Origin of the sequence: Bremerella cremea (genome assembly GCF_039541315.1) — a bacterium.
Classification (GTDB): Bacteria; Planctomycetota; Planctomycetia; order Pirellulales; family Pirellulaceae; genus Bremerella; species Bremerella cremea.
Genome location: NZ_BAABFZ010000003.1, coordinates 2,856,950 through 2,879,831, shown reverse-complemented (window position 1 = coordinate 2,879,831; position 22,882 = coordinate 2,856,950). Strand labels below are relative to the sequence as shown.

Annotated in this window: 16 protein-coding genes; 7 read left to right on the top strand and 9 right to left on the bottom strand. The window is 57.0% G+C overall.

The annotated features are described in order from the left end of the window. Positions 1–283 precede the first annotated feature (283 nt). From ABD890_RS14030 to ABD890_RS14020, 3 genes are read left to right on the top strand one after another with little or no spacing between them, the layout of a single operon-like run. Complete coding sequence (locus ABD890_RS14030) at positions 284–1,291, top strand: carbohydrate ABC transporter permease (RefSeq protein ID WP_345090450.1); 1,008 nt, start codon at positions 284–286, stop codon at positions 1,289–1,291. Continuing rightward, complete coding sequence (locus ABD890_RS14025) at positions 1,291–2,667, top strand: extracellular solute-binding protein (RefSeq protein WP_345090446.1); 1,377 nt, start codon at positions 1,291–1,293, stop codon at positions 2,665–2,667. The genes ABD890_RS14030 and ABD890_RS14025 overlap by 1 nt, the downstream gene beginning before the upstream one ends. Then, positions 2,664–3,485, top strand: a complete 822-nt coding sequence (locus tag ABD890_RS14020) for a carbohydrate ABC transporter permease (protein WP_345090443.1) — start codon at positions 2,664–2,666, stop codon at positions 3,483–3,485. Before ABD890_RS14025 ends, ABD890_RS14020 begins: the two co-directional genes overlap by 4 nt. A gap of 347 nt (positions 3,486–3,832) precedes the next feature. Here ABD890_RS14020 and ABD890_RS14015 read toward each other — a convergent pair whose 3' ends face one another. After that, positions 3,833–6,091 carry an efflux RND transporter permease subunit gene (locus tag ABD890_RS14015; RefSeq protein ID WP_345090440.1) on the bottom strand — a complete coding sequence of 753 codons (2,259 nt, stop codon included), beginning with the start codon at positions 6,089–6,091 and terminating at the stop codon, positions 3,833–3,835. 107 nt (positions 6,092–6,198) lie between these two features. On the opposite strand from ABD890_RS14015, the gene ABD890_RS14010 reads away from it, so the two are divergent. The 3 genes from ABD890_RS14010 (at position 6,199) to ABD890_RS14000 (ending at position 11,150) form a co-directional block, all read left to right on the top strand. Beyond that, positions 6,199–7,518 carry a hypothetical protein gene (locus tag ABD890_RS14010; RefSeq protein ID WP_345090437.1) on the top strand — a complete coding sequence of 440 codons (1,320 nt, stop codon included), beginning with the start codon at positions 6,199–6,201 and terminating at the stop codon, positions 7,516–7,518. 189 nt (positions 7,519–7,707) lie between these two features. Then, entirely contained in the window at positions 7,708–10,743 is a 3,036-nt protein-coding gene (locus ABD890_RS14005; protein ID WP_345090434.1) for an LPS-assembly protein LptD, read from the top strand. A gap of 26 nt (positions 10,744–10,769) precedes the next feature. Continuing rightward, positions 10,770–11,150 carry a diacylglycerol kinase gene (locus ABD890_RS14000; protein WP_345090431.1) on the top strand — a complete coding sequence of 127 codons (381 nt, stop codon included), beginning with the start codon at positions 10,770–10,772 and terminating at the stop codon, positions 11,148–11,150. A 436-nt stretch (positions 11,151–11,586) separates the two neighbouring features. Here ABD890_RS14000 and rplU read toward each other — a convergent pair whose 3' ends face one another. The 7 genes from rplU to ABD890_RS13965 all read right to left on the bottom strand — a co-directional run bounded on the left by rplU (position 11,587) and on the right by ABD890_RS13965 (position 19,792). After that, on the bottom strand, positions 11,587–11,901 hold the full coding sequence (gene rplU / locus ABD890_RS13995; protein WP_345090428.1) for a 50S ribosomal protein L21: 315 nt from the start codon (positions 11,899–11,901) through the stop codon (positions 11,587–11,589). Positions 11,902–12,134: 233 nt separating this feature from the next. Continuing rightward, entirely contained in the window at positions 12,135–13,838 is a 1,704-nt protein-coding gene (locus ABD890_RS13990) for an Rne/Rng family ribonuclease (protein WP_345090425.1), read from the bottom strand. Positions 13,839–14,468: 630 nt separating this feature from the next. Next, on the bottom strand, positions 14,469–16,205 hold the full coding sequence (ptsP, locus tag ABD890_RS13985) for a phosphoenolpyruvate--protein phosphotransferase (RefSeq protein WP_345090422.1): 1,737 nt from the start codon (positions 16,203–16,205) through the stop codon (positions 14,469–14,471). Positions 16,206–16,259: 54 nt separating this feature from the next. Then, positions 16,260–16,553: an HPr family phosphocarrier protein gene (locus ABD890_RS13980; RefSeq protein WP_345090420.1), complete on the bottom strand. Its 294-nt coding sequence runs from the start codon at positions 16,551–16,553 to the stop codon at positions 16,260–16,262. 99 nt (positions 16,554–16,652) lie between these two features. Continuing rightward, positions 16,653–17,129: a PTS sugar transporter subunit IIA gene (locus ABD890_RS13975; RefSeq protein ID WP_345090417.1), complete on the bottom strand. Its 477-nt coding sequence runs from the start codon at positions 17,127–17,129 to the stop codon at positions 16,653–16,655. 98 nt (positions 17,130–17,227) lie between these two features. Beyond that, positions 17,228–17,572, bottom strand: coding sequence for a ribosome hibernation-promoting factor, HPF/YfiA family (gene hpf, locus ABD890_RS13970; protein ID WP_345090415.1), 345 nt, complete (start codon positions 17,570–17,572; stop codon positions 17,228–17,230). 393 nt (positions 17,573–17,965) lie between these two features. After that, positions 17,966–19,792, bottom strand: coding sequence for a hypothetical protein (locus tag ABD890_RS13965; RefSeq protein WP_345090412.1), 1,827 nt, complete (start codon positions 19,790–19,792; stop codon positions 17,966–17,968). A 531-nt stretch (positions 19,793–20,323) separates the two neighbouring features. On the opposite strand from ABD890_RS13965, the gene ABD890_RS13960 reads away from it, so the two are divergent. Next, positions 20,324–21,703: a BBP7 family outer membrane beta-barrel protein gene (locus ABD890_RS13960; RefSeq protein WP_345090409.1), complete on the top strand. Its 1,380-nt coding sequence runs from the start codon at positions 20,324–20,326 to the stop codon at positions 21,701–21,703. Positions 21,704–21,841: 138 nt separating this feature from the next. Here ABD890_RS13960 and ABD890_RS13955 read toward each other — a convergent pair whose 3' ends face one another. Further along, complete coding sequence (locus ABD890_RS13955; RefSeq protein ID WP_345090406.1) at positions 21,842–22,747, bottom strand: HDOD domain-containing protein; 906 nt, start codon at positions 22,745–22,747, stop codon at positions 21,842–21,844. Positions 22,748–22,882: the final 135 nt, after the last annotated feature.

Below are 22,882 nucleotides of genomic sequence, written 5' to 3'. Positions count from 1 at the left end.
TCGCGTCAAAGTTGTTGAAACCCAAGGGACCATACTGTCATCGTAGCATTGTTCCTGGTCTTGTTTTATCGCCATGCGACCAACGAAGCGTCGTAGAAGCAATCGTACGGGGGCGTCTGGCTCCCTTGAAGGTTAAATTCCTTCGGGTAGCCCTCTTCTCGCGAACCGAGGGGACACAAAAGGGCGGTTTATCAGTTAACATCGGCATAATCCACCAGTCGTTGCCACCCGATCGGCGCGAAAACCAGCTTCCCACTCTCGGAAATTTACGGCAATTCGCGACTTGCAACAGCGTTTCAACAGCACGGATACGACGGCAAAGCCATCGCAGCATCGGCGGCGATGGCTGGGGTCATGGCTAACGGCCGTTAGCTTCGCCAGTCCTTGGCTGGTGGGACTGGTCGCGCTGTTCATTTATCCATTCCTGGTATCGCTGTACTGGAGCTTCTGCGAATACGACCTGATTAACCCGCCTCGGTTTGTCGGGATGCAGAACTATCAGCAGTTGGCCAACGAGTTCGCCACAGGAACCGGTATCGCCACGGCCCTTTGGAACACCGGCTACTACGCGCTGCTTTCGGTACCGCTGTCGATTGTATTGGGGGTCGGCCTGGCAACCCTCCTCTCGTGCGATGTCCGCGGACAATCAATCTTCCGCACGCTGTTCTATTTGCCGTCGGTGATCCCGGTTGTCGCCACCAGCATCTTATGGATGTGGCTTCTCAATCCGGCCGATGGCCTGGTGAACACGATCCTGGGTTCGCTGGGGTTATGGCAGCCGCAGTGGTTTGCCTCGCCGGCGGAACTGGTTTCAACCCAGTCGCTGCAGGCTTCCGCTTGGGAGAACGGCTCGGCCCCGGTCGGTTCGAAAGATGCCCTGATCTTGATGAGCCTTTGGGGCATGGGCAACTTCATGGTGATCTACCTGGCCGCGATCGGCGATATTCCGAAATCGCTGTACGAGGCCGCACGCATCGATGGGGCTGGCCCGGTGCGCCGCTTTTGGAACGTGACGCTTCCGCTGCTGACGCCGATCATCTTCTTCAATCTGGTGATGGGGCTGATTCAATCGGTGCAAGCGTTCACGCAGATCTACATCGTCAGCGAGGGACGCGGTGCTCCGGCCGACTCGACCCTGGTGATCAGCCTGCACTTGTTCTTGAGTGCTTTCCAGCATCTGAATATGGGCTATGCGTCGGCGGTGGCGTGGCTGCTGTTCGCTTTTCTGGGCGTGGGAACCTGGTTCCTTTTTACTACCTCGAAACGCTGGGTTTACGAGGGGATTCGCTGATGCATCGTCGCGCCGCGTTTCGCACCATCGCATTGGTGCTCTTAACCGCGATCCTTGCGATTGGCCTTTTGGTCACTCAGCAACTGCTCTCGAACGTCCGGCATGAGATCCCGGCCGATCGCGAAGAGGTCGTGTTCTGGCATTTCTGGGGCGGGGCAGACCGGGCCATCGTCGAAGACGTCGCCCAGCGTTTCAATCAGTCGCAGTCGAAGTACTTTGTCCGGCCGATCGCGATGCCTGGGAATAACCTCGACCTGAAGTTCTTCCTGAGTGTTACCGGCGGAGATCCACCAGACCTGCTGAACATCGACGATCCCGTGATCGCCGACTGGGGGCATCGCGGGGCGATTTTAGCACTCGACGAAGTTGCCTCGCCTGCGGAGATCGACGCCCTGAAAGCTTGGCTTTTCCCCGCCGCAAGGCGTTTGGTCACTTACGAAGATCACTTGTATGGGGTGCCCAACGGTCTCGATATCCGGGCGTTGTATTACAACCAAACGATGCTCGATCGCTATGGTCTTTCGCCCCCGCACACGATCGAAGAACTCGATCACATCGCCACGACGATCGCTCCGCCCGACCAGAACGAGCCGTACCAACATCATGGATTCCTGCCAGATTCGCGGCGAATTTGGGCCTGGGGGCCGGTGTTCGGCGGGCAATTTTACGATGCCTCGACGAACGAAGTGACTCTGACTTCTCCCCCCATCGAATCGGCGTTGGCCTGGATGGCCAGCTATCGAGATCGTTATGGCCCGTCCGAGATCGCTCGCTTTCGGCATGGCGATCAGTCGTTGCCAGGCAAAACGTTCCCGCTTTTCGCCGAGCGTTACGCTGTGGTGATGGATGGTCAGTGGCGCGTGCGAGACATCCGTGCATTCCAGAAGTCGCAAGCCGAGAAGGGTGAGCCGGTGACGCAGTTCGGAGCGATCGCGTTGCCATCACCTCCGGGCGGAAAGCAGAACGCCGGCTGGGTCAACGGTAACAACTTTGTCATTCCCCGCGGTGCGAAGTCGGCAAGCGGTGCGTGGGCATTCATTCAGTTCTGGTGTGGTTTCGCCGGCCACGAAGCGGAAGCGGCCCGAACCTGCGTTGCCGGCGGTTGGATCCCTGTTTCGCAGCAAGTGGTCGACCAGCCTGATTTTCAGACGTTTCTGAACGACGAACCTTTATTCCGGACGTTCATCGAACTCGCCGGCAGCGACCAGCAATACCCAGTGCCGGTGATCCCAGGCGCACCTTATTTCAACAACGAAGTGAAGAACGTGGCCGAGAGCGCCATGGCCAGCCCGACACCACCTGACCTGAACCAGATGCTGCAAGACGCCCAGATGCGGATTCAATCGCACATCGATCGCGCGAGGAACTCCGAATGAATCGCCTGCAGAAGTCGACCATCTATTGCCTGTTGATCTTCTTCGTCGCGATCTACAGTATGCCCCTGCTGGTGATGGTGTCGGGCTCACTGAAGTCGCCGTCAGAGATTCAAGCGAACCCGAACGGGCTGATTCCGCAATCGTGGCAGTGGCAGAACTACGTGGCCGCGATCGGGGCGATGCCGTTCTGGCAGTACCTTTCAAATACGCTGGTGATTTGCGTCGGGGCGGTTGCCGGCACCGTTATCTCGTGCTCGATGGCGGCATACGCGTTTGCCAAGCTGAAGTGGTGGGGACGCGACCGGCTGTTTGCCGTGCTGATCGGGACGATGCTGCTGCCGTGGCACGTGACGATGATCCCCCGTTTCCTGCTGCTTCGCGAGATAGGACTCTACAACAGCCTCGGGGCGTTGATCCTGCCGACGTTCCTGGGGGATGCTTTCTCGATCTTCCTGCTGCGGCAGTTCTTCCGGACGATCCCGGAAGATATCAGCGAGGCTGCCCGGATCGATGGCCTGGGCGAGTGGGGAATTTATTGGCGAGTGATTCTGCCGATGTCGATTCCGGCCCTGGTAACTGTCGGCTTGTTCCAGTTCGTCGCCTCGTGGAACGATTTCAGCGGACCGCTGCTGTTTCTCAGCAACAAAGACAAGTTCCCGCTTGCATATGGGCTGGAACAGTTCGTCAGCAGCTATGCCGACCAGACGCACCTATTGCTGGCGGCGGCAACGCTATTCACGCTGCCGATCGTGGTGCTGTTCTTCTTCGCACAGAAGACGTTTTTGAAGGGTATCGCCACCACCGGGCTAAAAGACTAGCCGGTAATTTTCAGCGCGCAGAAGCAAATGCCGTCGCCTGACATTTCGAGAGGCGACGGCGGCGCTGATTGAGGAGGGCAGACCAAGGGGAGCCGATCTTACGACCGCTCGCCGCAATTACTTCTTGCGGTGACGGATCTTAGCACGCATACGGCGTTTTTTGCGTCCAATCTTCCGTCGACCCTTACCGGTTTTCTTCGTTCCCACGAAATTCTCCGTATCGCTTCCGCTGTACTAATTGATATTGAAATCCCCCTGAAGGGGAAAGCTATTCAGGTGGAAACGTCGCATTCTACCAGAGAGACGCCATCATTGACAAGGAACCCATCCAGAGGTTTGCGGTCGATCTAGGCAGAGTCTTTCCCCAGGACGAATAGTTTGATCAACAAAGGCAGAATAATCAGGTTGCCCGCCAACGCCCCAAGCATGGTCAGCCCCACCAGCACGCCGAAGTAAATCGTTGGTACGAAATCACTAACGCACAGGATGCTAAACCCGGCAATCAAGGCAAAGGTGGCAAATATGACCGCTTTGCCCACGCTTTGCTGCACCTCGACCAGGGCAGCCGAAGGGGCGTTGCCAGCGGCAAGACTTCGCTGGAATCCATAGATATAGTGAATCGACGCATCGACACCGAGGCCCATCGAGACCGCCGCGATCATCGCCGCACCCATGTTGATATGATAGCCCAGCAGCCCAAACGCGCCGGTCACCATTAAGATGGGCAAGATATTGGGGATGAGCGCCAACAAGGCAAGCTTCAAACTGCGGAAGGCTAAGGACATCGTCAGCCCAATCCCCACGATGGCCAGCCCAAACGATCGCCACTGATCCCGGATCAGGCTATCGATCAGGTGGGTCAGCAGCACAAAGAAACCACTGACAATCGGCGGATGGTTTTCGTACTTCGCGTCGGGCTCGGCCGCGGCCAGCTTTTTCTGGTGATACTCTTCGACGATGCGGTGGACCGCGTCGATCGCTTTCTTCTTGGTCTCGGCGTCCTGGCGTTCTTTCGACAGAAGCATGATCCGGAACCAATACTGGTCCGGGTTCTGTTCATCTTCCGAGTACAACGAGTCGAGCGTCTCAGGCATTTGCGACCGCAACGACTTCATGCCGATATTCATCAGGGCGAACTTCGGCATAAAGCTCAGTCCCTTCTTGTCGGATGACTCGATCATTGCCGAGATGACGTCCGCCAGGCTCAGCACCTTCTCCAGTTCAGGCACTTCCTCGCGTAGCTTGTTCTCCAATGCGCGGATCTCTTGGATGTACTCCCAGGTCAGATGATTGGGCGCCGGCACCGCGACATCCCAGACGCCGGCTCCGCCAAGGCGATCTTCGACGAAAGCATAGGCCTGCACGATTGGCGTGGTATCGCGGAAGTTCTTGGTGAAGTCGCTTTCGACCTTCAGCCGCGTCCCACCCCACATCGAGATTGCGAACGCTGCCAGAATGATCGCGCTGATCATGACCGGGCGTTTAACGATCGAATCGACCGTTCGCGACAGTCCGTTCCCCAACTTCTCGTCCCCCCAAGGTTTCGCCGGATCGACTCCCAAGGGACTTCCCACCAGCACCAGGCCGGGCAAGAAGACCAGTACTGCCGGCAAGACCAGGATCGCACCGACGGCCATCATGATGCCAAAGTCGTGCACCGGACCAACATTGGTAATCAGCAGGGCCGAGAAGCCAACCGCGTCGGTGGCACATGCCCAAAAGACCGGGGCCAACAAATACTGCGAAGCGGAGGCCAAGGCTTCTTTTGGCTCTTGTCCCGCATCGCGGCACTCGCGAAACCGCAGGATGTAATGCACCACCGTCGCCACGCCGATCACGGTGACGATCGCCGTCAGCATCGAGCTCACCATGCTCAACTGCATGCCACTTAATGCCAGGGCGGCGTGCGTCCATTGCAGCGTGACCTGAACGACGACGATTGCGATCACCATCCAGCGAAGACTACGAAACACCAGCAGGATGACGCATGCCAACAATATCGAAGTCGCCCAGCCGAGTCGTGCCCCATCTTCTTCGACGTATTGGAATCCATCGACCACCATCACAGGCTCGCCGGTAACCATACCACCGGGAAGTTCCGCGAAGATCGCTCGCAACTTGCGAATCAGTTCCGCTCGATCGACCTCTGTTTCATCTTTGGGGGTCAATTGGATCGGCAACGCGACAATTGTTCCATTGTCGTTGTGGGTATAGCCAGCGAAGAGCTTTTTCAATTGATCCCCGGCGTCGGAGTCGGGATCGATGACAAAGTCGCGGGTCAGCTCTCGGTCGAGCGACAGAACTTCGCGAATCCCGTCGAGCTTTTCGATCTGCAGACGAACCTGGTGAACGCGATCGAGGCCGCTGCCATCGGCGTTGAATAGTTCCGGATCTTGATAGACCCCCATGATCACTTCGTTACCACCGAAGATGCGATTGAACCGCTTGTGCGATTCGATCAGCGGATCGTCGGCGGCGAACATGTTCTCGATCGAGCGATCAAATGAGAGGTCGTGTCCGAGAAACACAGCCCCAACGGTCAGCAAAATACCAACCAATAACAGGGGCCAACGCAGAGCGATCCATTTCTCGAACAAGCTTTTCACTACGAATCCTTACCTAGGGCGGTTGTCGTCACCGGGGTGAAACGTCTGGTATATTCTACGAAGTCCCCCTTTTCATACGAGTCGGCTTCTTCTGATCGGTCTGCACGATGGATTCCACCCCAGATCCCACACCCACCACGCCCTGCCGCGAAAGTGTGTGGCTCGACTGGCAGTGGTACCTGGTGTTGGTGCTGGCCCTGCTGATTCGTGGGGGAATCGGTCTCGTCCAGATGGATAACTTCCGCGACGACCCCGACAGCTACCGCTTGCTGGCCAATAACATCATCCAGCTGCACTCGTTTACCACGTCCGATCCGGTCGAGCCGACCGCATTTCGACCGCCGCTGTATCCCCTTCTGTTGGCTATTACGAGTATTTCGCGGCATGTTCTGCCGAGCGAAGTCATGGGGTTGCACGTGATTGTCGGACTGATCACGGTAGGCCTGACGTTCTTCTGGACAATCCAGATGGGGCTTAGCCGTTGGCGAAGCCTGGCGGCGCTGCTGGTGGCGGTCGATCCGATCTTGCTCAATCAATCGACGCTGGTCATGACGGAAACGCTGGCAACCTGCCTGGCGATTTTGACCCTCGTTGCTGTTTCAGCCCTGGCTTCGACTGGGGAAACCTCCGAGCCCGCTCCCACCAGCCGAGATCTGACCATCCAAGGGATGAACGTCGCCGGGGCGGTGGCCCTGGCGATTTTCTGCCGGCCCACCTTCCTGATTTGGGGTGCCCTCATCCCGCTGTCCCTGCTGGCCTGCCGGTTTAGCTGGAAGCTGCGATTTACATCGATTGCTGCGTATGGTTTGACGATCCTCTTCTTGATGGCACCCTGGGTGGTCCGTAACTGGATGGTGTTTGATGCTCCGGTCCTGGGAACCAGTCACGGGGGGCACACGCTGTTGTGGGGGAACAACGAGTCGTATTACGAGTACCTTCGTTCCGGTGACACGCCGGTCTGGGACAACACCGAGTTCCACCAGAAATTCGCCAAACGCCATCCTTACGATGGTACTTCTGCTAGCGAATTAGCTCGTGATCGGGCTGCTTATGCCGAGGCAATCGAGACGATGCAGGCCGATCCGGGCATGGCAGCCTACAGCTCGCTGGTCCGACTGGGGATGTTCTGGCGACCACTTCCGAATGCGTTGAGCGTAGATGAAAGCAGCAAGCGTGCTGCCATGCGTTACGCGATCGGGGCATGGTATCTGGTGCAATTTTCCCTCGTAATTGCCGGGCTAATCGGACTTGGCAAGCAGCTTCTACGGCCGGGCTGGATTGCGGCACTGACCTTAATGGGCAGCTTCACGCTGGTTCATCTCTTCTTCTGGAGTAACATGCGGATGCGTTCTCCGCTGGTGCCAATCCTGGCGGTGCTAGCATGTGCTGGCATCGAGCTGATTCTTCGCCGCCGCTCGCCCCGTTAAATGGCCTGAAGCTGGCTTGCCCTGGTCAAGACGCATCCCTATAATCCGCCCCGCTTTAAAGTCTCGGGGTGCCGCTCGCAAGCATAACGGCACGTCGGGAATGACCAACATTCAGAGTCAAGCGGCAAGGAAGCCAGGACCCTGTTCCCCCCTCGCAGGAAAAGTCCGAAGACGCACTCGATGATTTCGATGCGTGGTTCCGCGTGCTTCACGCGTGCGCTCAAGATGTGCGCATCGCTGGTGGTGTTGGCCCTTCTATCGGCAGTTGCTTCCGCCGAAATTCACCTTCCTTACGAAGATGTTACCCGGCCGATTTATGTCCGAGCCGACGATGCCCGGCATTGGCAAGATGGCGACAAAGAAGTGTGGATCTTGCATGGCGACTGCGAAATCGTCCAAGGCAAGACGATCGCCAAAGCCAAAGACGCCGTGCTATGGATCGAGTATGCCCAGCCATTCCGACTGGTGCCGCACAAAGTCACGGTCTACCTCGAGAACAAAGCGAACGTCACCTGGCGTGACGCCAAAGGGCCAGCCTCGGTGGAAGACTCGACCTGGCTCGGTCAGTTCTTCACGACCTCGCGTATTCAGTTGCCAGTCGATACGACGAAGGCTCCGCCGGCGGTCGCTCCGGCGATTTACCATCGCGGACAGAACGCCCAGCCTTCCGACGAAGACTACGCCCCCAAACAGGCCATCGAGGCCCCGATCCAGCAGATCCAGTTTGAAGCTGGCGATCCGATGCCACCGGCATTCGCGGCCCCGCAGCCTCAGATCCGTGTTCGCTTGTCACAGCGTTATTCGACCGGCTTCCATGTCGATGTCGAAACCGATCCGAACACGGGCGAAACGATCGGCCGTTTCGATCAAGGGATGAACCTGATGATCGATGGCCTGGGCGAACTGAACTCGGTAAGCCTCCTCGCCGACCGAGCCATCATCTGGTCGAAGCAAGGACTCGAGGGGCTCGGTACGACCGACGGAATTGTTGGCGATGGCGAGTTCGAGGTCTACCTGGAAGGAAACGTCGTCTTCCGCCAGGGAGAGAAAGTCGTCTATGCCGAGCGCATGTATTACAACGTCGCGCAGAAGTATGGCACGATCCTCAAAGCCGAACTGCTCACCCCGGTGCCCGAGTACCAGGGGCTTGTTCGTTTGAAGGCGGACGTGCTGCAGCAAGTCGATCCGTCGCGGTATCAGGCCTTTGGGGCGGCGATCACCACAAGTCGTATGGGCGTGCCAAGGTATTGGTTCCAGTCGAATCAAATTGAATACACCGACCAGGAATCGGTCGTCACCAATCGCCTCGGCGAAGCCCAGATCGACCCGATCACCGGCCAACCCAAGATCGATCACAAGCGGCTGGCGACTTCAAGGAACAACACGCTGTATGTGGGCGGCACGCCGGTCTTCTATTGGCCCGTTTTGTCGGCCGATATCAACGATCCGGTGTTCTACCTGAACAAGATCAGCTTCAAGAACGATGGTGTCTTCGGCTTCCAGGTCCTGACCGAGTTCGACAACTACGAGGTCTTCGGTATCGAGGATCCGTGGGAAGGAACCGAATGGTTGACCGATCTCGACTACCTCTCCGATCGCGGCATGGGTGTCGGAACGCGATTCAACTTCAACAACACGTTCTTCCCGTACTTCAACAATCCAGCCACCGGCTTCCTCGATGCGTGGGCGATCTACGATACCGGCACCGATAACCTGGGTGCCGATCGTCGAGACATTCCACCAGAAACTGACTTCCGTGGACGCGTCTGGGGCCGACATCGCCAGATGACGTTCTGGGACTTCCAGTTCACCGGCGAGTTGGGGGTGATCTCGGACCGCAACTTCCTCGAGTCGTATTACGAAAAAGACTGGGACACCCAGAAAGACTTTGATACCCGTTTCGAGCTGAAACGACTGGTCGGCAACCAAAGCTTCAATATCCAGGGAGCCAACCGGGTCAACGACTTCTTTATGCAGACCGAATGGCTGCCGAAGCTCGACTACTACATGCTGGGCCAACCGTTGGCGTTCGATCGCTTGACCTATTTCTCGCACTCAACGATCGGTTATGCCCGCCTTCGTCCGTCTTCGCCGCCTGAGGATCCAACGGAACTGGCGAAATGGTCGGCCCTGCCGTACGAAACAGACTCGGAAGGGATCGTTGGTTCGAGTCGTCACGAGATCGACATGCCGCTGGAACTGTTCGGCTCGAAGGTCGTTCCCTATGCCCTGGGTGACGTCACCTACCAGGCCCAAGACATCAACGGCGACGATATGCTGCGTGGTTATGCCCAAGGGGGTATCCGTGGCAGCATCATGGCCTGGAGCGTGAACCGCCAGATTCAAAGCCAACTGCTGAACATCAACGGCATCGCCCACAAGGTGACGCTGTATGGCGACATGTACTATGCCGACTCGAGCCAGGACCTCTCGCGGGTCGCCATCTACAACAAACTGAATGACGACTCGCAGGAAGCATTCCAGCGACGTTTCGGCGTCGACACGTATGGCCTGCCAGCCGGGGTGCCGGTCCCATGGCAGGTCGATCCGCGAAACTACGCGTACCGTACCAACCAGCAAGGCCAGGTCACTTCGTCGGTCAGCGAAATCGCCGACGACATGACCGCCGCTCAGCTTCAATTGCGACAGACCTGGCAGACCAAGCGTGGTGGACCAGGCAACGAAAAGATCATCGACTGGGTCAAGCTCGACGTCGGCGGAACGATCTTCCCGGACGCCGACCGCGACAACTTCGGCGAAACGGTCGGCCTGCTGAACTACCAGTTCAACTGGCAAGTCGGCAACCGCCTGTCGGTGTTCTCGAATGGTTTCTGGGACCTGTTCGACGACGGCCTGCAGACGGTCACCATCGGCAGCGCGATCAACCGCACCCAGGTCGGCAACTTGTACCTCAGCTACACCAACACGGTGCAGCCGTTCCAGAGCCAGTTGATCCTGGCTTCGCTGCAGTATCGCTTGAGCGACAAGTGGTTCGGCGGCCTGGGTACTGCTTACGATCTGACGGGTAACACGAACCTCGGCCAGAACGTCTTCCTGACGCGGATCGGCGAGTCGAGCCTCGTAACGCTGAACTTCACGGTCGACAACAGCCGAAACAATGTCGGCATCGGCATCAATATCGAACCACGCTTCTTCGCCTCGGGCCAGTACAGCAAGATCAACGGCGAACCGATTCCGCCGCTGGGAGCTTACGGGCTCGAATAAACTTCGGAGCAGGGGACCGGCAGCGGATGAAGAACGACCCGACACCCAGCGGCTGGCTTCGCAAGTTCCGCCTCGCCTTCTCAGGCATCTTCTGGGCAATCCGCACCGAGACCAGCTTCTCCGTTCACCTCCCCTTGGCGGCGATCGCCATCGCGGCCGCAGGGCTGCTTCAGTTCGACCAGGTTCGTTGGGCGATCCTTTTGCTGACGATCGGGCTGGTTCTGGTTGCCGAGCTTCTCAACACGGCGCTCGAATCGATGGCCCGGGCGGTGGACCAAGAGTTCAACGTACACCTCAAACGAGCGCTTGACGTCGGAAGTGGAGCTGTGCTGGCGAGCAGCATGTTCGCGACGGTCGTCGGAGTGATGCTGTTCTGGAACCCATTCTGGGCGTGGTATGCGTCTTAGAACGAAGACCAAGCAGCGATCAAGAAACAACAGTACCCTGCGGTAGGGTGAATACTGCAGGGTACTGTCAACATCACAGTCGAGCTGAAGAAATTTGCTTAGCCGAATCCATCCCCCAAAGTTCAGGCTCGATGCGTTTGGCAACCTCCTGTCACGGTCGCATGGCAGCGTATGGGCAAATGCAAACCAGGTCAGCCTTGACCTTCGAAAGCTTGTCTCCCTTGGGCTTTCGATTGCTCGCCCCAGAGGTGGTACCCTCTCGCATGGGGAATAACTTATCGACCCCAGAACGGTTTGGCTAGTCTTTTTTCGATTTTCTTCACGATACCGATCGTGCGAATTTCATCGGCTTGTGAAGTTGCGATTAGCGCAGCAAAAAAGCCGCCAGCAACATGTGCTCGCGGCTCTTTTGTTTTGTGCGTTGTTCGACGTCGAACTAAGCGACGATCTCGTTGATCTTCACCTTGGTGTAGACCTGACGATGGCCCGTCTTACGTTTGCTGTTCTTACGACGACGGAACTTCTGAATGGTCAGCTTTTCGCCCTGGACGACACCCAGAACTTCTGCGGTGACCGAAGCACCAGCGACGGTTGGCTTGCCGATCTTCACGCCGCCTTCGCCCGACACGAGCAGGACGTTTTCAAACGTGAGGGCGTCGCCAGCGGAAGCTTCCACACGGTAATCGATGCGGAGTTCCTGGCCTTGTTCGACTTTGATTTGCTTACCGTCTTCTTGAATGATCGCGTACATCCGATTGAATCCAATCGTGGTTCTATATTTTGAACGGCCCCAGGCGGGGCAAATGGGTTCAGGGGAAACCACACAATTTACCGACAAACACGGCAACTGTCGAGGGCTCCCCGGCGATTTCTTGCAACTTCAGCGGTCGTCCGCGACCGCCGGATGCAATCTGCCACAGGCCCCTCTGCCGTGGCAAAACATGCGGCAGAGGGTATTAACCTAACTCACGGCAAGCCAAAGACTTACCGACGGCCGTTGCGGGCCGTTTCCTGAGGGTCGGCCATGTAGATGCGGCGTCCCTCGGCATCTTTGCATTCCACTTCGACATGCTCGGGGAAGACCGATTCGCTGCCGATGATGTGGACCACCACGCTGTTGTCGTCTTCAATCTGGGCGATTTCGCGACGCTTCTTGTTGTTCAGATAGGCTGCCACTTCTTCGTTGACGCGGCAGTTGATCAGCGAAGCCTTTGGCTGCTGAGCTGCGGCAATCAGAACACGCGTCACCTCGATGGCCATGCTTTCCGACGATTTCACCACACCGCGGCCACTGCAGCATGGGCAGTCGCGGAAGATGCTTCGCTTGAGGCTCGGTCGGACGCGCTGACGCGTCATTTCGACCAAGCCAAATGGGCTGGTTCGCAAGATCTTGGTCCGAGCCCGATCACGCTTCACGGCGTCCTTCAGGGCTCGCTCGACGTTCGCACGATGCTTTTCACGACGCATGTCGATGAAGTCGTTGACGATCACGCCGCCCAAGTCACGCAGACGTAGCTGACGAGCGATTTCCTTGGCTGCCATCAGGTTCAACTGATAGGCCGCTTCCTCCGAGGAGCCGTCGTAACGGAAGTTACCGCTGTTCACGTCGATAGCAACCAGGGCTTCCGTCTGATCGATCACGATCGAACCGCCGCGCGACAAAGGAACCTCACGCTGGTGGATCTTGGCGATCTCTTCGTCAAGGTTGTACTTGCGGAACAACGCTTCCTTGGTGTCGTGTCGCTGCAAACGATCGACGAAACGCGGCATGACCAGTTGCAGGAACTCTTTGGCCGCTTCGTATTGTTCTTTACGGTCGATGTAAATGGCGTCGACATCCGCCGCGAAGATATCGCGAATCGTGCGGATGATCATGTCGCTTTCTTCGTAGATCTCGCAAGGACCGGTGGTCTTCTTGATGCGTCGGACGATCAATCGCCACAGACGCAGCAAGTAAGCCATGTCGCGCGAAAGATCCTTCTTGGTTCGATCCTGACCGGCGGTGCGGACGATGAAGCCAAGTCCCTTCGGCGGATCGAGATCGAGCAGCGTGCTACGCAAACGGCGACGCACCTGATCGTCTTCGATCTTCCGCGATACGCCCACGCGGCCCAGTGCTGGCATCAGCACCAGGTAACGCCCTGGGATGCTGATGTAGGTCGACAGCGTTGGACCTTTGTTGCCGATCCCTTCTTTGATGACCTGGACGAGGACTTCGTCGCCACGCTTGAAGATCTCTTGAATCGGAGGCTTCACGCGAGGGCGGGCCCCTGGACGCTGACGGCGACCACGACGCTGCTGAGTCTTCGTGCCACCGCTGGAAGGTGCATCGTCTTCGACGTCGTCGTCGCCATCTTCTTCATCGTCATCACCGAAATCGCTGCCGAAGCGCGATGCGGCGAGGTCTTCAGGGCGATCGTACTGGGCAGCTGGATCGTAGCCACCCTGACGGAAGTACTGGGGCTCGACGTCGCTGATGTGAAGAAAGCCATTCTTGCCGACACCGAAGTCGACAAAGGCAGCTTGAATGCTGGGCTCGAGATTGACGACGACACCTTTGTAGATGTTGCCGACGAAGTTTTCCTGGCTGGTGCGCTCGAGATAAAACTCTTCGAGAATCCCATCTTCAACGATCGCAATCCGGCATTCTTCCGGCTGCGAGACGTTGATCAGCATCTCTTTTTTCATGAAAAGCTCGCTTTGGTGCATGGGGTCCATGACCGCGAAAAGCTTTTTCGAAAGGGATGGTATCAACTGATGTTGTCTCAGCCAGGCAGAAGCCCCGCAGCCGAGTCCGGTCCGGTTCTTCTACTGCAGCAGCTGTTGAGCAATCTGTAGTGGTATGTCGCGGGTTGTCCGGTTTTCCAACAGTGTGTTCCTTGCTGGGCAAGCGATTTCAAGGCGAGCGATCTTCGTAGGACGCCAGATAGGGATCGTGCGATGTCTCATTTCCGCCTAAGGAACCTGCAGAGCCTTTGGTTATTGTGTGGTCCTCCGAGTCGGAGGAGTTGGGCTCTGGCGGTTGGCGGCTTCTGGATCGCGGCCTCTTACCTGGCGATCAACAGCAACGTAGCTGGGCCACGGGTATGTCGCTGGTCGCGTGAAATCGGGTCAGATCGGTGGCAGGCTTTTTAAAAGTCCCCGCCGTCGATCCGCTTGCCTTTCATTTCGATAAAGCGTTCGAGTCTTGAACCTGTGTCAAGGGATCCAGCGAATTTCGATTCGCCGGACAAGTATTTGTGTGATTTGTCTGCCAGGCAGTGCCTGGGCATTGCCTTCAATGTCGCTGCCACTTCTGCCCATTAGGGCGGGCGTGGTCTAGGCCTCGTCGGGGAACAATTGCCGTAAGTGTTCTCGTAGCAATCGCTTAATTTCCCAAGCGTTGTCCATATCTCGCACGCGAGCGGCCAATTCCCGGCATTTCTCGGTGGAAACGGTGCGGCAAATCTGCTTGATCTCTGGAATCGCGCTCGGCGTAACACTCAAGCTACGCAAACCCATGCCAATTAGCAACATGGTGTAAACGGGATTCCCCCCCATCTGGCCGCAAAGCGTGACATCGATCTTTGCTTTTTGGGCCGAGTCGGCCGCCATCTGGATAAGTCGTAAAACAGCCGGGTCGCAACTATTGTAAAGTGCGGCCACGTCTGGATTATTGCGATCGACAGCTAATGTATACTGGACCAAATCGTTGGTTCCAATACTGATGAAATCGATTTCCCGAGCGAATCGGTCCAGCATTACCACGCTGGATGGGACTTCAACCATAATGCCGACTTTGAGGTCTCGGTTGAAGGCAATCGACTGCTCTTCCAGGTCTTCCATCAGATCAGAAAGCAACATCTTGGCCTGCCGCAACTCGTGCAGCGTACTGACCAACGGGAACATCACCGAGACATCCCCCAACACGCTGGCCCGTAAAATGGCCCGCAATTGTCGACGGAATTGGTCGGTATTTCGGAGCGAAAGGCGAATACTTCGCAGACCCAAAAACGGGTTCTGCTCTGGCGGGTGATCTTCGCCGAAGATCTTATCCGCCCCCAGATCGAGCGTCCGAATCACGATCGGGCTGCCCTGCATGTCGCGAATCACCTTGGCGTAGACCTGGTAATGGTCTTCCTCGGTGGGCTCGCAATCTTGACCGAGATACAGGAACTCGGTCCGGTATAACCCCACGCCGCTGGCACCACGTTCGATACACGCGTCGGCTTCGTGGGGGAATTCGATGTTGGCCATCAACGTGATTGTCTCGCCATCGGTGGTGATGGCCGGCAAATCACGGAGGCCGCGAAGTCGGATTTTGGTTTGACGCTGTTGCTCGACTTCCTTCTCGTAGCGCGCGATCGTCTCTTCGTCTGGCGAGACAATCACACGGCCTTGATGCCCATCGATAATGAGCATCGTATCAGTCTGGATATCTCGCAGGTTCGCCCCGACACCAACCACAGCTGGCAACTCGAGGGCTTCGGCAACGATGGCGGAGTGGCTACCAGGTCCGCCCACTTCCGTCACGATGCCACGAATGTTTACCCGATCGAGATTCGCCATCTCGCTGGGCGTCAGATCGTTGGCAAGCACGATTGAAGGCTGCTTGGCCGCCAGCTTCTTCTTGGCATCCGCCCCGAACAGAACGTTCAGCAGACGCTGTTCGATGTCGCGAAAGTCGCCGGCTCGTTCCCGCAGAAATGGATTGGGAACCCGTTCAAAGAACTGGATATAGCGGGCAAAAGACTGCGAAACGGCATATTCTGCAGTGTAATGACGGTAGCGAATCGAGTCGATCAACGACTCGTTCAGTTTCTCGTCACGGACCATTTGCAGGTGAGCCGAGAAGATCGCGCCATACTGGTCACCCAGTTCGACGGCGACTTCATCCTGGCTGGCTTGGATCTGTTCAGCAACAAGATCCATGGCCCCAGACAGACGCTTCAGTTCAGCGTCGACGTTCGCCCGAGAGATGAATCGACGTGTCACGCGAGGTTGCTGGTCGTCGACCACCATCGCTTTTGCGATAGCGACGCCGGGAGAGACAGCAATCCCTTGGAGAACACGCATTGATGATTGACTCACTTGATTAGGGAGAAACGAGCTGCCGCTTTCAGCGAACGACTACTCGCCCTCTTCTTCATCCTCTTCGACGAAGCGACGGACAACTTCGACCAGAGCATTCGCGGCGGTTTCGGCATCCGGACCGGTCACGATGATCGTTAACTCGGTACCTTGCTCGGCAGCCAGCGTCATCACATCGAGGATGCTTTTACCGCTGACTGTCAGGCCATCGCGAGCAATTTCGACCTGGGACTGATACTGTAGCGCGACCTTGACGAACATGTTCGCCGGACGTGCGTGTAGTCCCTGCCGATTCGGCACGACGACTTTTCGAATGATGGATTCCTCGCCCATCCAACCATTGCCCCGTATGAAGGAGCTGTCGAGAGACTCTTGTCGGCGTTACCCCAACACCGACCGATTCGACAGCTCCGCCAGGAATAATGCGACTGTTTAGCTGCCGAACTGGTTGTTGTCCGCTTCGTCCAGCAACGTCTTGATGTCTTCGACCGACTTAGACTGCTTGAGGAACTTGCAGAACATGTCGTCGCGCAACTGACGCGAGATGTTTTCCAGCGCTCGCAGGTGATCGCCAGGGCGATCCGGAGGGGAAACCAGCAGGAAGAACAGGTGAACGGATTCACCGTCGAGGCTGTTGAAATCGACCCCTTCGGTGCTCACACCGACGGTGCCTACCAGCTTTTCGACGCTTGGATGCTTGGTATGCGGAACAGCGATGCCACGGCCGATGCCGGTGCTACCTAGCTCTTCTCGCTTGAGGATCGCCTTGATGATGCTTTCGGCGCTATCTTCCATGATATCGCCCGAGGCAACGAGACTGCCGGCCAATTCGCGGATAACGGCTTCCTTATCCTTCGACGCCAGTTCCGGCTTGATTGCCTTCACACTGATAAAATCGGCAAACTTCATTAGCTAGGTTCCTTTTCATGATGGACCGTGCCGGTCCAAGTCGCTGCAGAGACTCGGTGCCAGATGTCCAGCGTGGTTTCGCCAGCGTGGTCGATATCTTATCCCTCGAAGTTCGTTTCCGCGTCGGGAGCAGGCTGCTGCCCCTTTCCACGGTGAGCCTTCAGCTTTTCTTTATGCTTACGCAGCTGTTGTTCCATCTTGTGAATCGTGCTGTCGAGTGCTGCGAGCAAGCTTTCCGCCGAATCGGTCGCGACGAAGTCCTCGGTCTTCTCGGCCGTAACGCGCAATTCGACTTCTGGCTTTTCGGTGTGTTCCAGGTCGATCGTAACTTCCACCCCAGTGATCCGTTCGAACAAACGATTCAGCTTCGAAACTTTCTCGGTGATCGTCTCTTGCGAAGCGGGGCTCAAATGACCATGACGCGTTGAAATGTTGACTTGCACGTCTGAAATCTCCTGACGGGGATGATCCGACTAAGTGGGGCTAAAGCGTGGGAAATCGGTTGGGGACCGACGTTGCCGACGGAGGACTAGCCACTGTTTCATCATCGATGCTATAGCGGAAACATCCCAGTCTACAAGCAACGCAACGAGCTGACAAATGGAGCCACCACCCGTTTCGGTTCAATTTTTCAACGTTTTTTGATAAATCGAGAACGACCTGTAGGCGGCACCTCGGTCCCATATTCACTCTACCTCATTCCCCCCGCAAGGCGAGCAATCTCGTCAATTCAACCATATACACCCCAAGGGGTGTCTCTAGGGTGGGCTCGAACCACATTTCCCCCACAACGATGGGAGCATTCGCCAGAAAGAGAGCTCAGAAGGTCCGCGTCTCTAGCGATAGAGCGTTGCCGGCTGACTGGCCACCTGATCGGTATCGTCCAGCAAGGTCCTGGCCCATCCGCGAATGGCCGTTTCTGGATGCTGGCAAAGAGTCTCCAACTGCGAGCGGGTTTGCTCGGTCATTTGATCCGACGAGAAACCACACAGCAAACGATAGATCAGCGGGCCATGTTCGGGGCTGTGACTTTCCAGAGCATATTTGACGCAACGAGCCAGGTGCGGATCTTGACCAACGAACTGCCGGGGATCGAATCCATGAACTTGAAGTTCATACGGACCTTGGCTCCAGATCGCGGCGAGCGACTGGGCGTCTTCGACCTGAGCCAAAGCCACCTTGGCCAAACTGGCCTGACCAATCTCGGCTCGCTGGCTCAATCCACGCAAGTAGAGCAGGGGATCGTCGACCGTTTGAAGCGTTTCCGCGAAGTGGGTCCCGGTGCGAACGCTCAGCTCCGACGCGTCTTCCGCGGCAGGCTCTTCCGAGCGAACACCTTGATGCAATTGCGCGGCAATTCGTTGGGCCGGCTTGAGCGTGAACGGCCCACGGCAACTCGATAGACGCAGTTCCGAGGTTCCTGCGAGCCCTTCAATGTGGACTTCCTGATTTCCCTGGGCCGAGGCAAAGTCGATCCCAGCGGCAGTAACGGCCGAGGTTCGCAGGCGAGCCCGAACCGGCAAATCACTGGCGACCATCTCCAGGTCCTGGCCGGCAATCTGAAGCTTCAGCTTAGCTCCGGCCTCAAGAGCGACTTCCACCGTGCCATACCGAACGGTCAGAATTTCACCTGTCCAATTCAGCTCCGAGATCGCCGCGACTTCGATTTCCACGTCATCCCGCTTCAGCAGGCACTGCCCGCCAGGCGTGATCACCATTCGACCGTTCGCAAAGCGATCGAGGTCTCGTGAAACCCACGAGGCCGATCCCTTCGAGAGCAGCAGCGTTCCGGCAGCGGAATTGATCTGATAGGCATGCTCGTCCAGCGGCCGCAAAGAATTACCGCTGGCAACTGGCATATGGAACGCAGTCGTGGCGACTTCCGGCAGACGACGCGGAGGCTCACTCGTGACTGGCTCCTCAGGAGTTGTTTCCATGGGCATGGCTTGAGCCAGGAATGCCTCTGGGGCAGGCGTTTGCTGAGCGATTACCGGCGCGGTGGGCTGCGGAGTGTCGGCTGGAGCAAGCTGCTGTTCCCATTGTTGAAGCACGATTTCGCGAACCTTCTCGCGATTCATCACGGCAGCGGTTACCAATGCGGTGACACACGCGGCCAGCGTGGTGAGCTTAAACATCGTTCCGATGAGCGAGCCTTTCCGGGCCGGCTGTTCGGCTTGTGGCTTTCGTTCAGCGCGCGGCTGCGATGGTGCTTCGCTGCTGAATGCCAGAGCAGGCAATTCGATGGCGATCTCGTCGTCGGTTCCTGCGACGGCCGCGGAAGTGCCAGGGATAACGGCATACAAACGTTGACGAAGGGTTGGCTCGACTGGGGCAGGGGTCGAAAGCCACTGCGAGAGGATTTCGTGACACGCCGCGACTTCGGCCAGCAAGCGATCGGAAGCGAAGCATTCGTTTTCCAGCTTGACCACCTCTTCAGCTGGCAGGGCATGATCGAGGTAACGCATCACTTTATCGAGACTCGCGCAGCCACGTGCTTCGATCGTCAACGGAACGATTTCGCGCCGGCCGACGCGATCTTGCAAGTGCCGAAGCAATTGCGCGACGAACGGGCTTTGTTCGATTTTCTGCGAAATGATTGCCGCTTGCTGCTCGTTGAGAAGACCGTGCTGGTGAGCGAGCAAGGTTCGTAGTGTCAGGCGCATCCGTTCCCCTGGACTGGTCTAACCGTGCCGAAGATCCTTTCTTCCAGGAATGAAGAAAGATGATCCGCCGCATGGTACCGGGGCCCCAACGATTTACCCAATAGCGGTTTATGGATCAAACGCCCCCACGGATGGCCCAGAAGAAACAGTTTTCTTAGTCCGCAGTTTTTGACAGCGTCGATTTCGAAGGGTATCTATTCCCATCTCTAAAAATGAGCGACGAAGTTCGCCTTCCAACTGCCCACCCGGGCCTCTATTTCCCGGTCTAGCGATATGGTGCTAGCGATTAGTCGGGTTCTATGACAGCAGTGCCAGCGAAAAACGGCAGCGAACTCGAAATCCACCTATAAACGCCGCTAGCAGCAGTCGATGAATGCTAACGGCCACACGGTTGTGGTCACGCATGGCATGGTCGCCGTGTGACGCAGGAAGCCAGAGTGTGGAACGGATGCCAGTATCTCCGCATTGTTTGGCAGCCTTGAGGACCGTCCCTTTCGGCAACCCAAGGCAAAAGTCGTGGAGCAATTTGTCATGAAGACGTTTCTAATTGTACCTGGTGCCTTGGCAGGATTGCTAAGTGCCAGCGCTTTGTTTGCCCAAGCCCCGGGCAATCCGTATCAACCTTCGGCGTATCGCCCCGGTGCGACCTACTATGCCGAACCAAGCGCGCCCGCCAAGTTGTGGTCGCAGCCAACTCAACCGGTCAGCTACAAGCCGGAAGCCGCGCTCGAACCAGTCCAAGGCGATAAGGCCTATATGGACGCTCTGGAAGGCAAGCATCAGCCCGCTCCATCGGTGATGGACAGCATGGGCCCTGCTTCGTCCCCTTACTCGCCGAGCGACTGCCTCACCGGCGATTGCAATTCAGGATATCCCTCGCTGGGAGCTGTTTACGGCGACTGCTGCCAACCATGCTCGCGCTGGTTCGCTTACGGTGGCGCCTTGATCATGAACCGTGACCTCGAAAAAGAAGTCTGGCTCAGCTACGACACAGGTGACATCGGCCGTCAGGTGATGGGCTCGCACGATGCCGGTATGGACTGGTCCGGTGGTTACGAAGTTCGTCTCGGCAAATACCTTGGTGCCAGCAACTGGGCCGTCGAAGGTGTTTTCTGGGCCGTCCGTGACTCCACCGAGTTCACCGTTACCAACAACGAAGTCACCGGCAGTTTGAACACCGTTCTGGAAGACGCTTTCCATAGCCTGTCGTACAACAACGGTGGTATTTCCAACGTCAGCTCGTACTTCAACAACGCGTTGAGCCATCGTCTTCGCCGTACTTCCGACTTCTACAACTTGGAACTGAACCTGTTCCAGGATCCAACCCTGTACTCGTGCAACACCGGCTGCACCAGCTTCTCGGTTGGCGTGCTCGGCGGTATCCGATACTTCCGATTCTCGGAATCGATGTCGTACTCGGCTGACACGATCGACTATGCCTACACCGGCGAAGTGAACGAAATCAACTACAACGTTGACGTCTCGAATAACCTGATCGGTCCACAGGTCGGCTTCATCGGCAACCTGTCGCACGGTCGCTGGAACGTCCACCTGGGTAGCAAGCTGGGTATCTACGGCAACATCGCGACGCAGGACTCGGAAATGTTCGGTGCCGCTGGTTACGCCTTCGTCAACGATCCAGCCAGCCCGAACGATGGTCGCGAATTCAACCTGAGCAGCTCGCGTGGTCGCGTGTCGTTCCTCGGTGAATTGGACCTGGGCTTGGACTACAAGCTATTCGATTGCTTCACGCTCTCGGGCGGTTACCGTGCGGTCGCTGTCAGCGGCGTCGCTCTGTCGGCCGACCAGATTCCACAGAACTTTGAAGACTATGCAATCATCAATCACGTCCAAGCTTCCAGCGACGTGATCCTGCACGGTGCTTACTTCGGTGGCCAGTTCGTCTGGTAAGCCCAAACGTTCACGACCTGTTTTGCCAAACAGAAAAAAGCCGTTCCTTCCGGAGCGGCTTTTTTTAGTTCTTGATTCAGACGTAACCGCTCCTCGACGGGTAGGAAGAGCGGTCGATCGCGTTCCTAACGCAATGCGTTAGGTCGCGGCCTTGGCTTCGGCTCGGTGGAGCAGTTCGACCAGCGTGATCGAAGGATTGCTCAACTTCAGAACCGGAGCGAATTCTTCGTAGTCCTTGTCGACCTTTTCCAAGGTCTCGGCAACCGATGGGCCACCCTTCATCACCTTGTCGTAGGCGGCCTGGAATCGATCCAGTTCGTTCCAAGATTCGTCGGCGGTCGCCGGCAACAGGGCCGACAGGGCAACAGCGACTTTGCCAGGTTCTTTATCAGGCGATTCAACGTAGTCTTCCAGATCGAGGTGCGATTCGATCAGCTCGGCGAAGCTTTCTGGCAGGCTCCACCCGCGAGCGATCACGCCACCTGCTTCCGCATGAGTCCAACCGAACGTCTGGCGTTCCAGGTCGGAGATACGAGCCTGACCTTCGCTACGACCTTCGATCAGGCCGCGATACTTGTCGCCCAGTTCTTTGGCCAGCAGTGGCACGGCCATGTCTTGCAGCAGAGCGGCAGCGAAAAGATCTTCAGCATCCTTCAAGCCGAGGTGCTTACCAACAGCGCGGGCAAACAAGCCACGACGCAGCGAGTCTTGCCACAGACTCTTCAGATCGAATGGACCACTCTTGGGGTTGGGCATCAGGCTGAAGACCGCGCTCCACAGAGCGAAGTTCTTGATCGTACGGATACCGACCAGGGTGATGGCCAGCTTCACGTTCGAGATCTCGCGCGAGAAACCAAAGTACGAAGAGTTGACGAAGCGCAATACCTGGCCGGTCAGACCTGGATCGGCTTCGATTGGTACCGCGAATTCGGCAGGACCATTTTCTGGATCTTGAGCCAGTTCAAGCAGGCGAATAGCGCTTTGTGGAAGTGCTGGCAACTGTGCCCCGGCCAGCAGGTCTTTCAGAGAGTTGTTTTGAGTCATCTTGAATTGCATCCCGTCATTCTTGAAAGCAGATAAGTTCCCCGGTCGCTGTCGGTGAACGCAGACTACACGTGAAATAAATAGGTCACTCCGATCCTTGGGGCAACTTTCCAACCGCGAACCGCTCGCTTTATG

Bases quoted from the DNA above. Each gene is read 5' to 3' on its own strand.
- ABD890_RS14025 (WP_345090446.1), top strand. From the start codon at position 1,291: ATGCATCGTCGCGCCGCGTTTCGCACCATCGCATTGGTGCTCTTAACC.
- ABD890_RS14020 (WP_345090443.1), top strand. From the start codon at position 2,664: ATGAATCGCCTGCAGAAGTCGACCATCTATTGCCTGTTGATCTTCTTC.
- ABD890_RS14010 (WP_345090437.1), top strand. From the start codon at position 6,199: ATGGATTCCACCCCAGATCCCACACCCACCACGCCCTGCCGCGAAAGT.
- ABD890_RS14005 (WP_345090434.1), top strand. From the start codon at position 7,708: ATGCGTGGTTCCGCGTGCTTCACGCGTGCGCTCAAGATGTGCGCATCG.
- ABD890_RS14000 (WP_345090431.1), top strand. From the start codon at position 10,770: ATGAAGAACGACCCGACACCCAGCGGCTGGCTTCGCAAGTTCCGCCTC.
- rplU (WP_345090428.1), bottom strand. From the start codon at position 11,901: ATGTACGCGATCATTCAAGAAGACGGTAAGCAAATCAAAGTCGAACAA.
- ABD890_RS13990 (WP_345090425.1), bottom strand. From the start codon at position 13,838: ATGAAAAAAGAGATGCTGATCAACGTCTCGCAGCCGGAAGAATGCCGG.
- ptsP (WP_345090422.1), bottom strand. From the start codon at position 16,205: ATGCGTGTTCTCCAAGGGATTGCTGTCTCTCCCGGCGTCGCTATCGCA.
- ABD890_RS13980 (WP_345090420.1), bottom strand. From the start codon at position 16,553: ATGGGCGAGGAATCCATCATTCGAAAAGTCGTCGTGCCGAATCGGCAG.
- ABD890_RS13975 (WP_345090417.1), bottom strand. From the start codon at position 17,129: ATGAAGTTTGCCGATTTTATCAGTGTGAAGGCAATCAAGCCGGAACTG.
- ABD890_RS13965 (WP_345090412.1), bottom strand. From the start codon at position 19,792: ATGCGCCTGACACTACGAACCTTGCTCGCTCACCAGCACGGTCTTCTC.
- ABD890_RS13960 (WP_345090409.1), top strand. From the start codon at position 20,324: ATGAAGACGTTTCTAATTGTACCTGGTGCCTTGGCAGGATTGCTAAGT.
- ABD890_RS13955 (WP_345090406.1), bottom strand. From the start codon at position 22,747: ATGACTCAAAACAACTCTCTGAAAGACCTGCTGGCCGGGGCACAGTTG.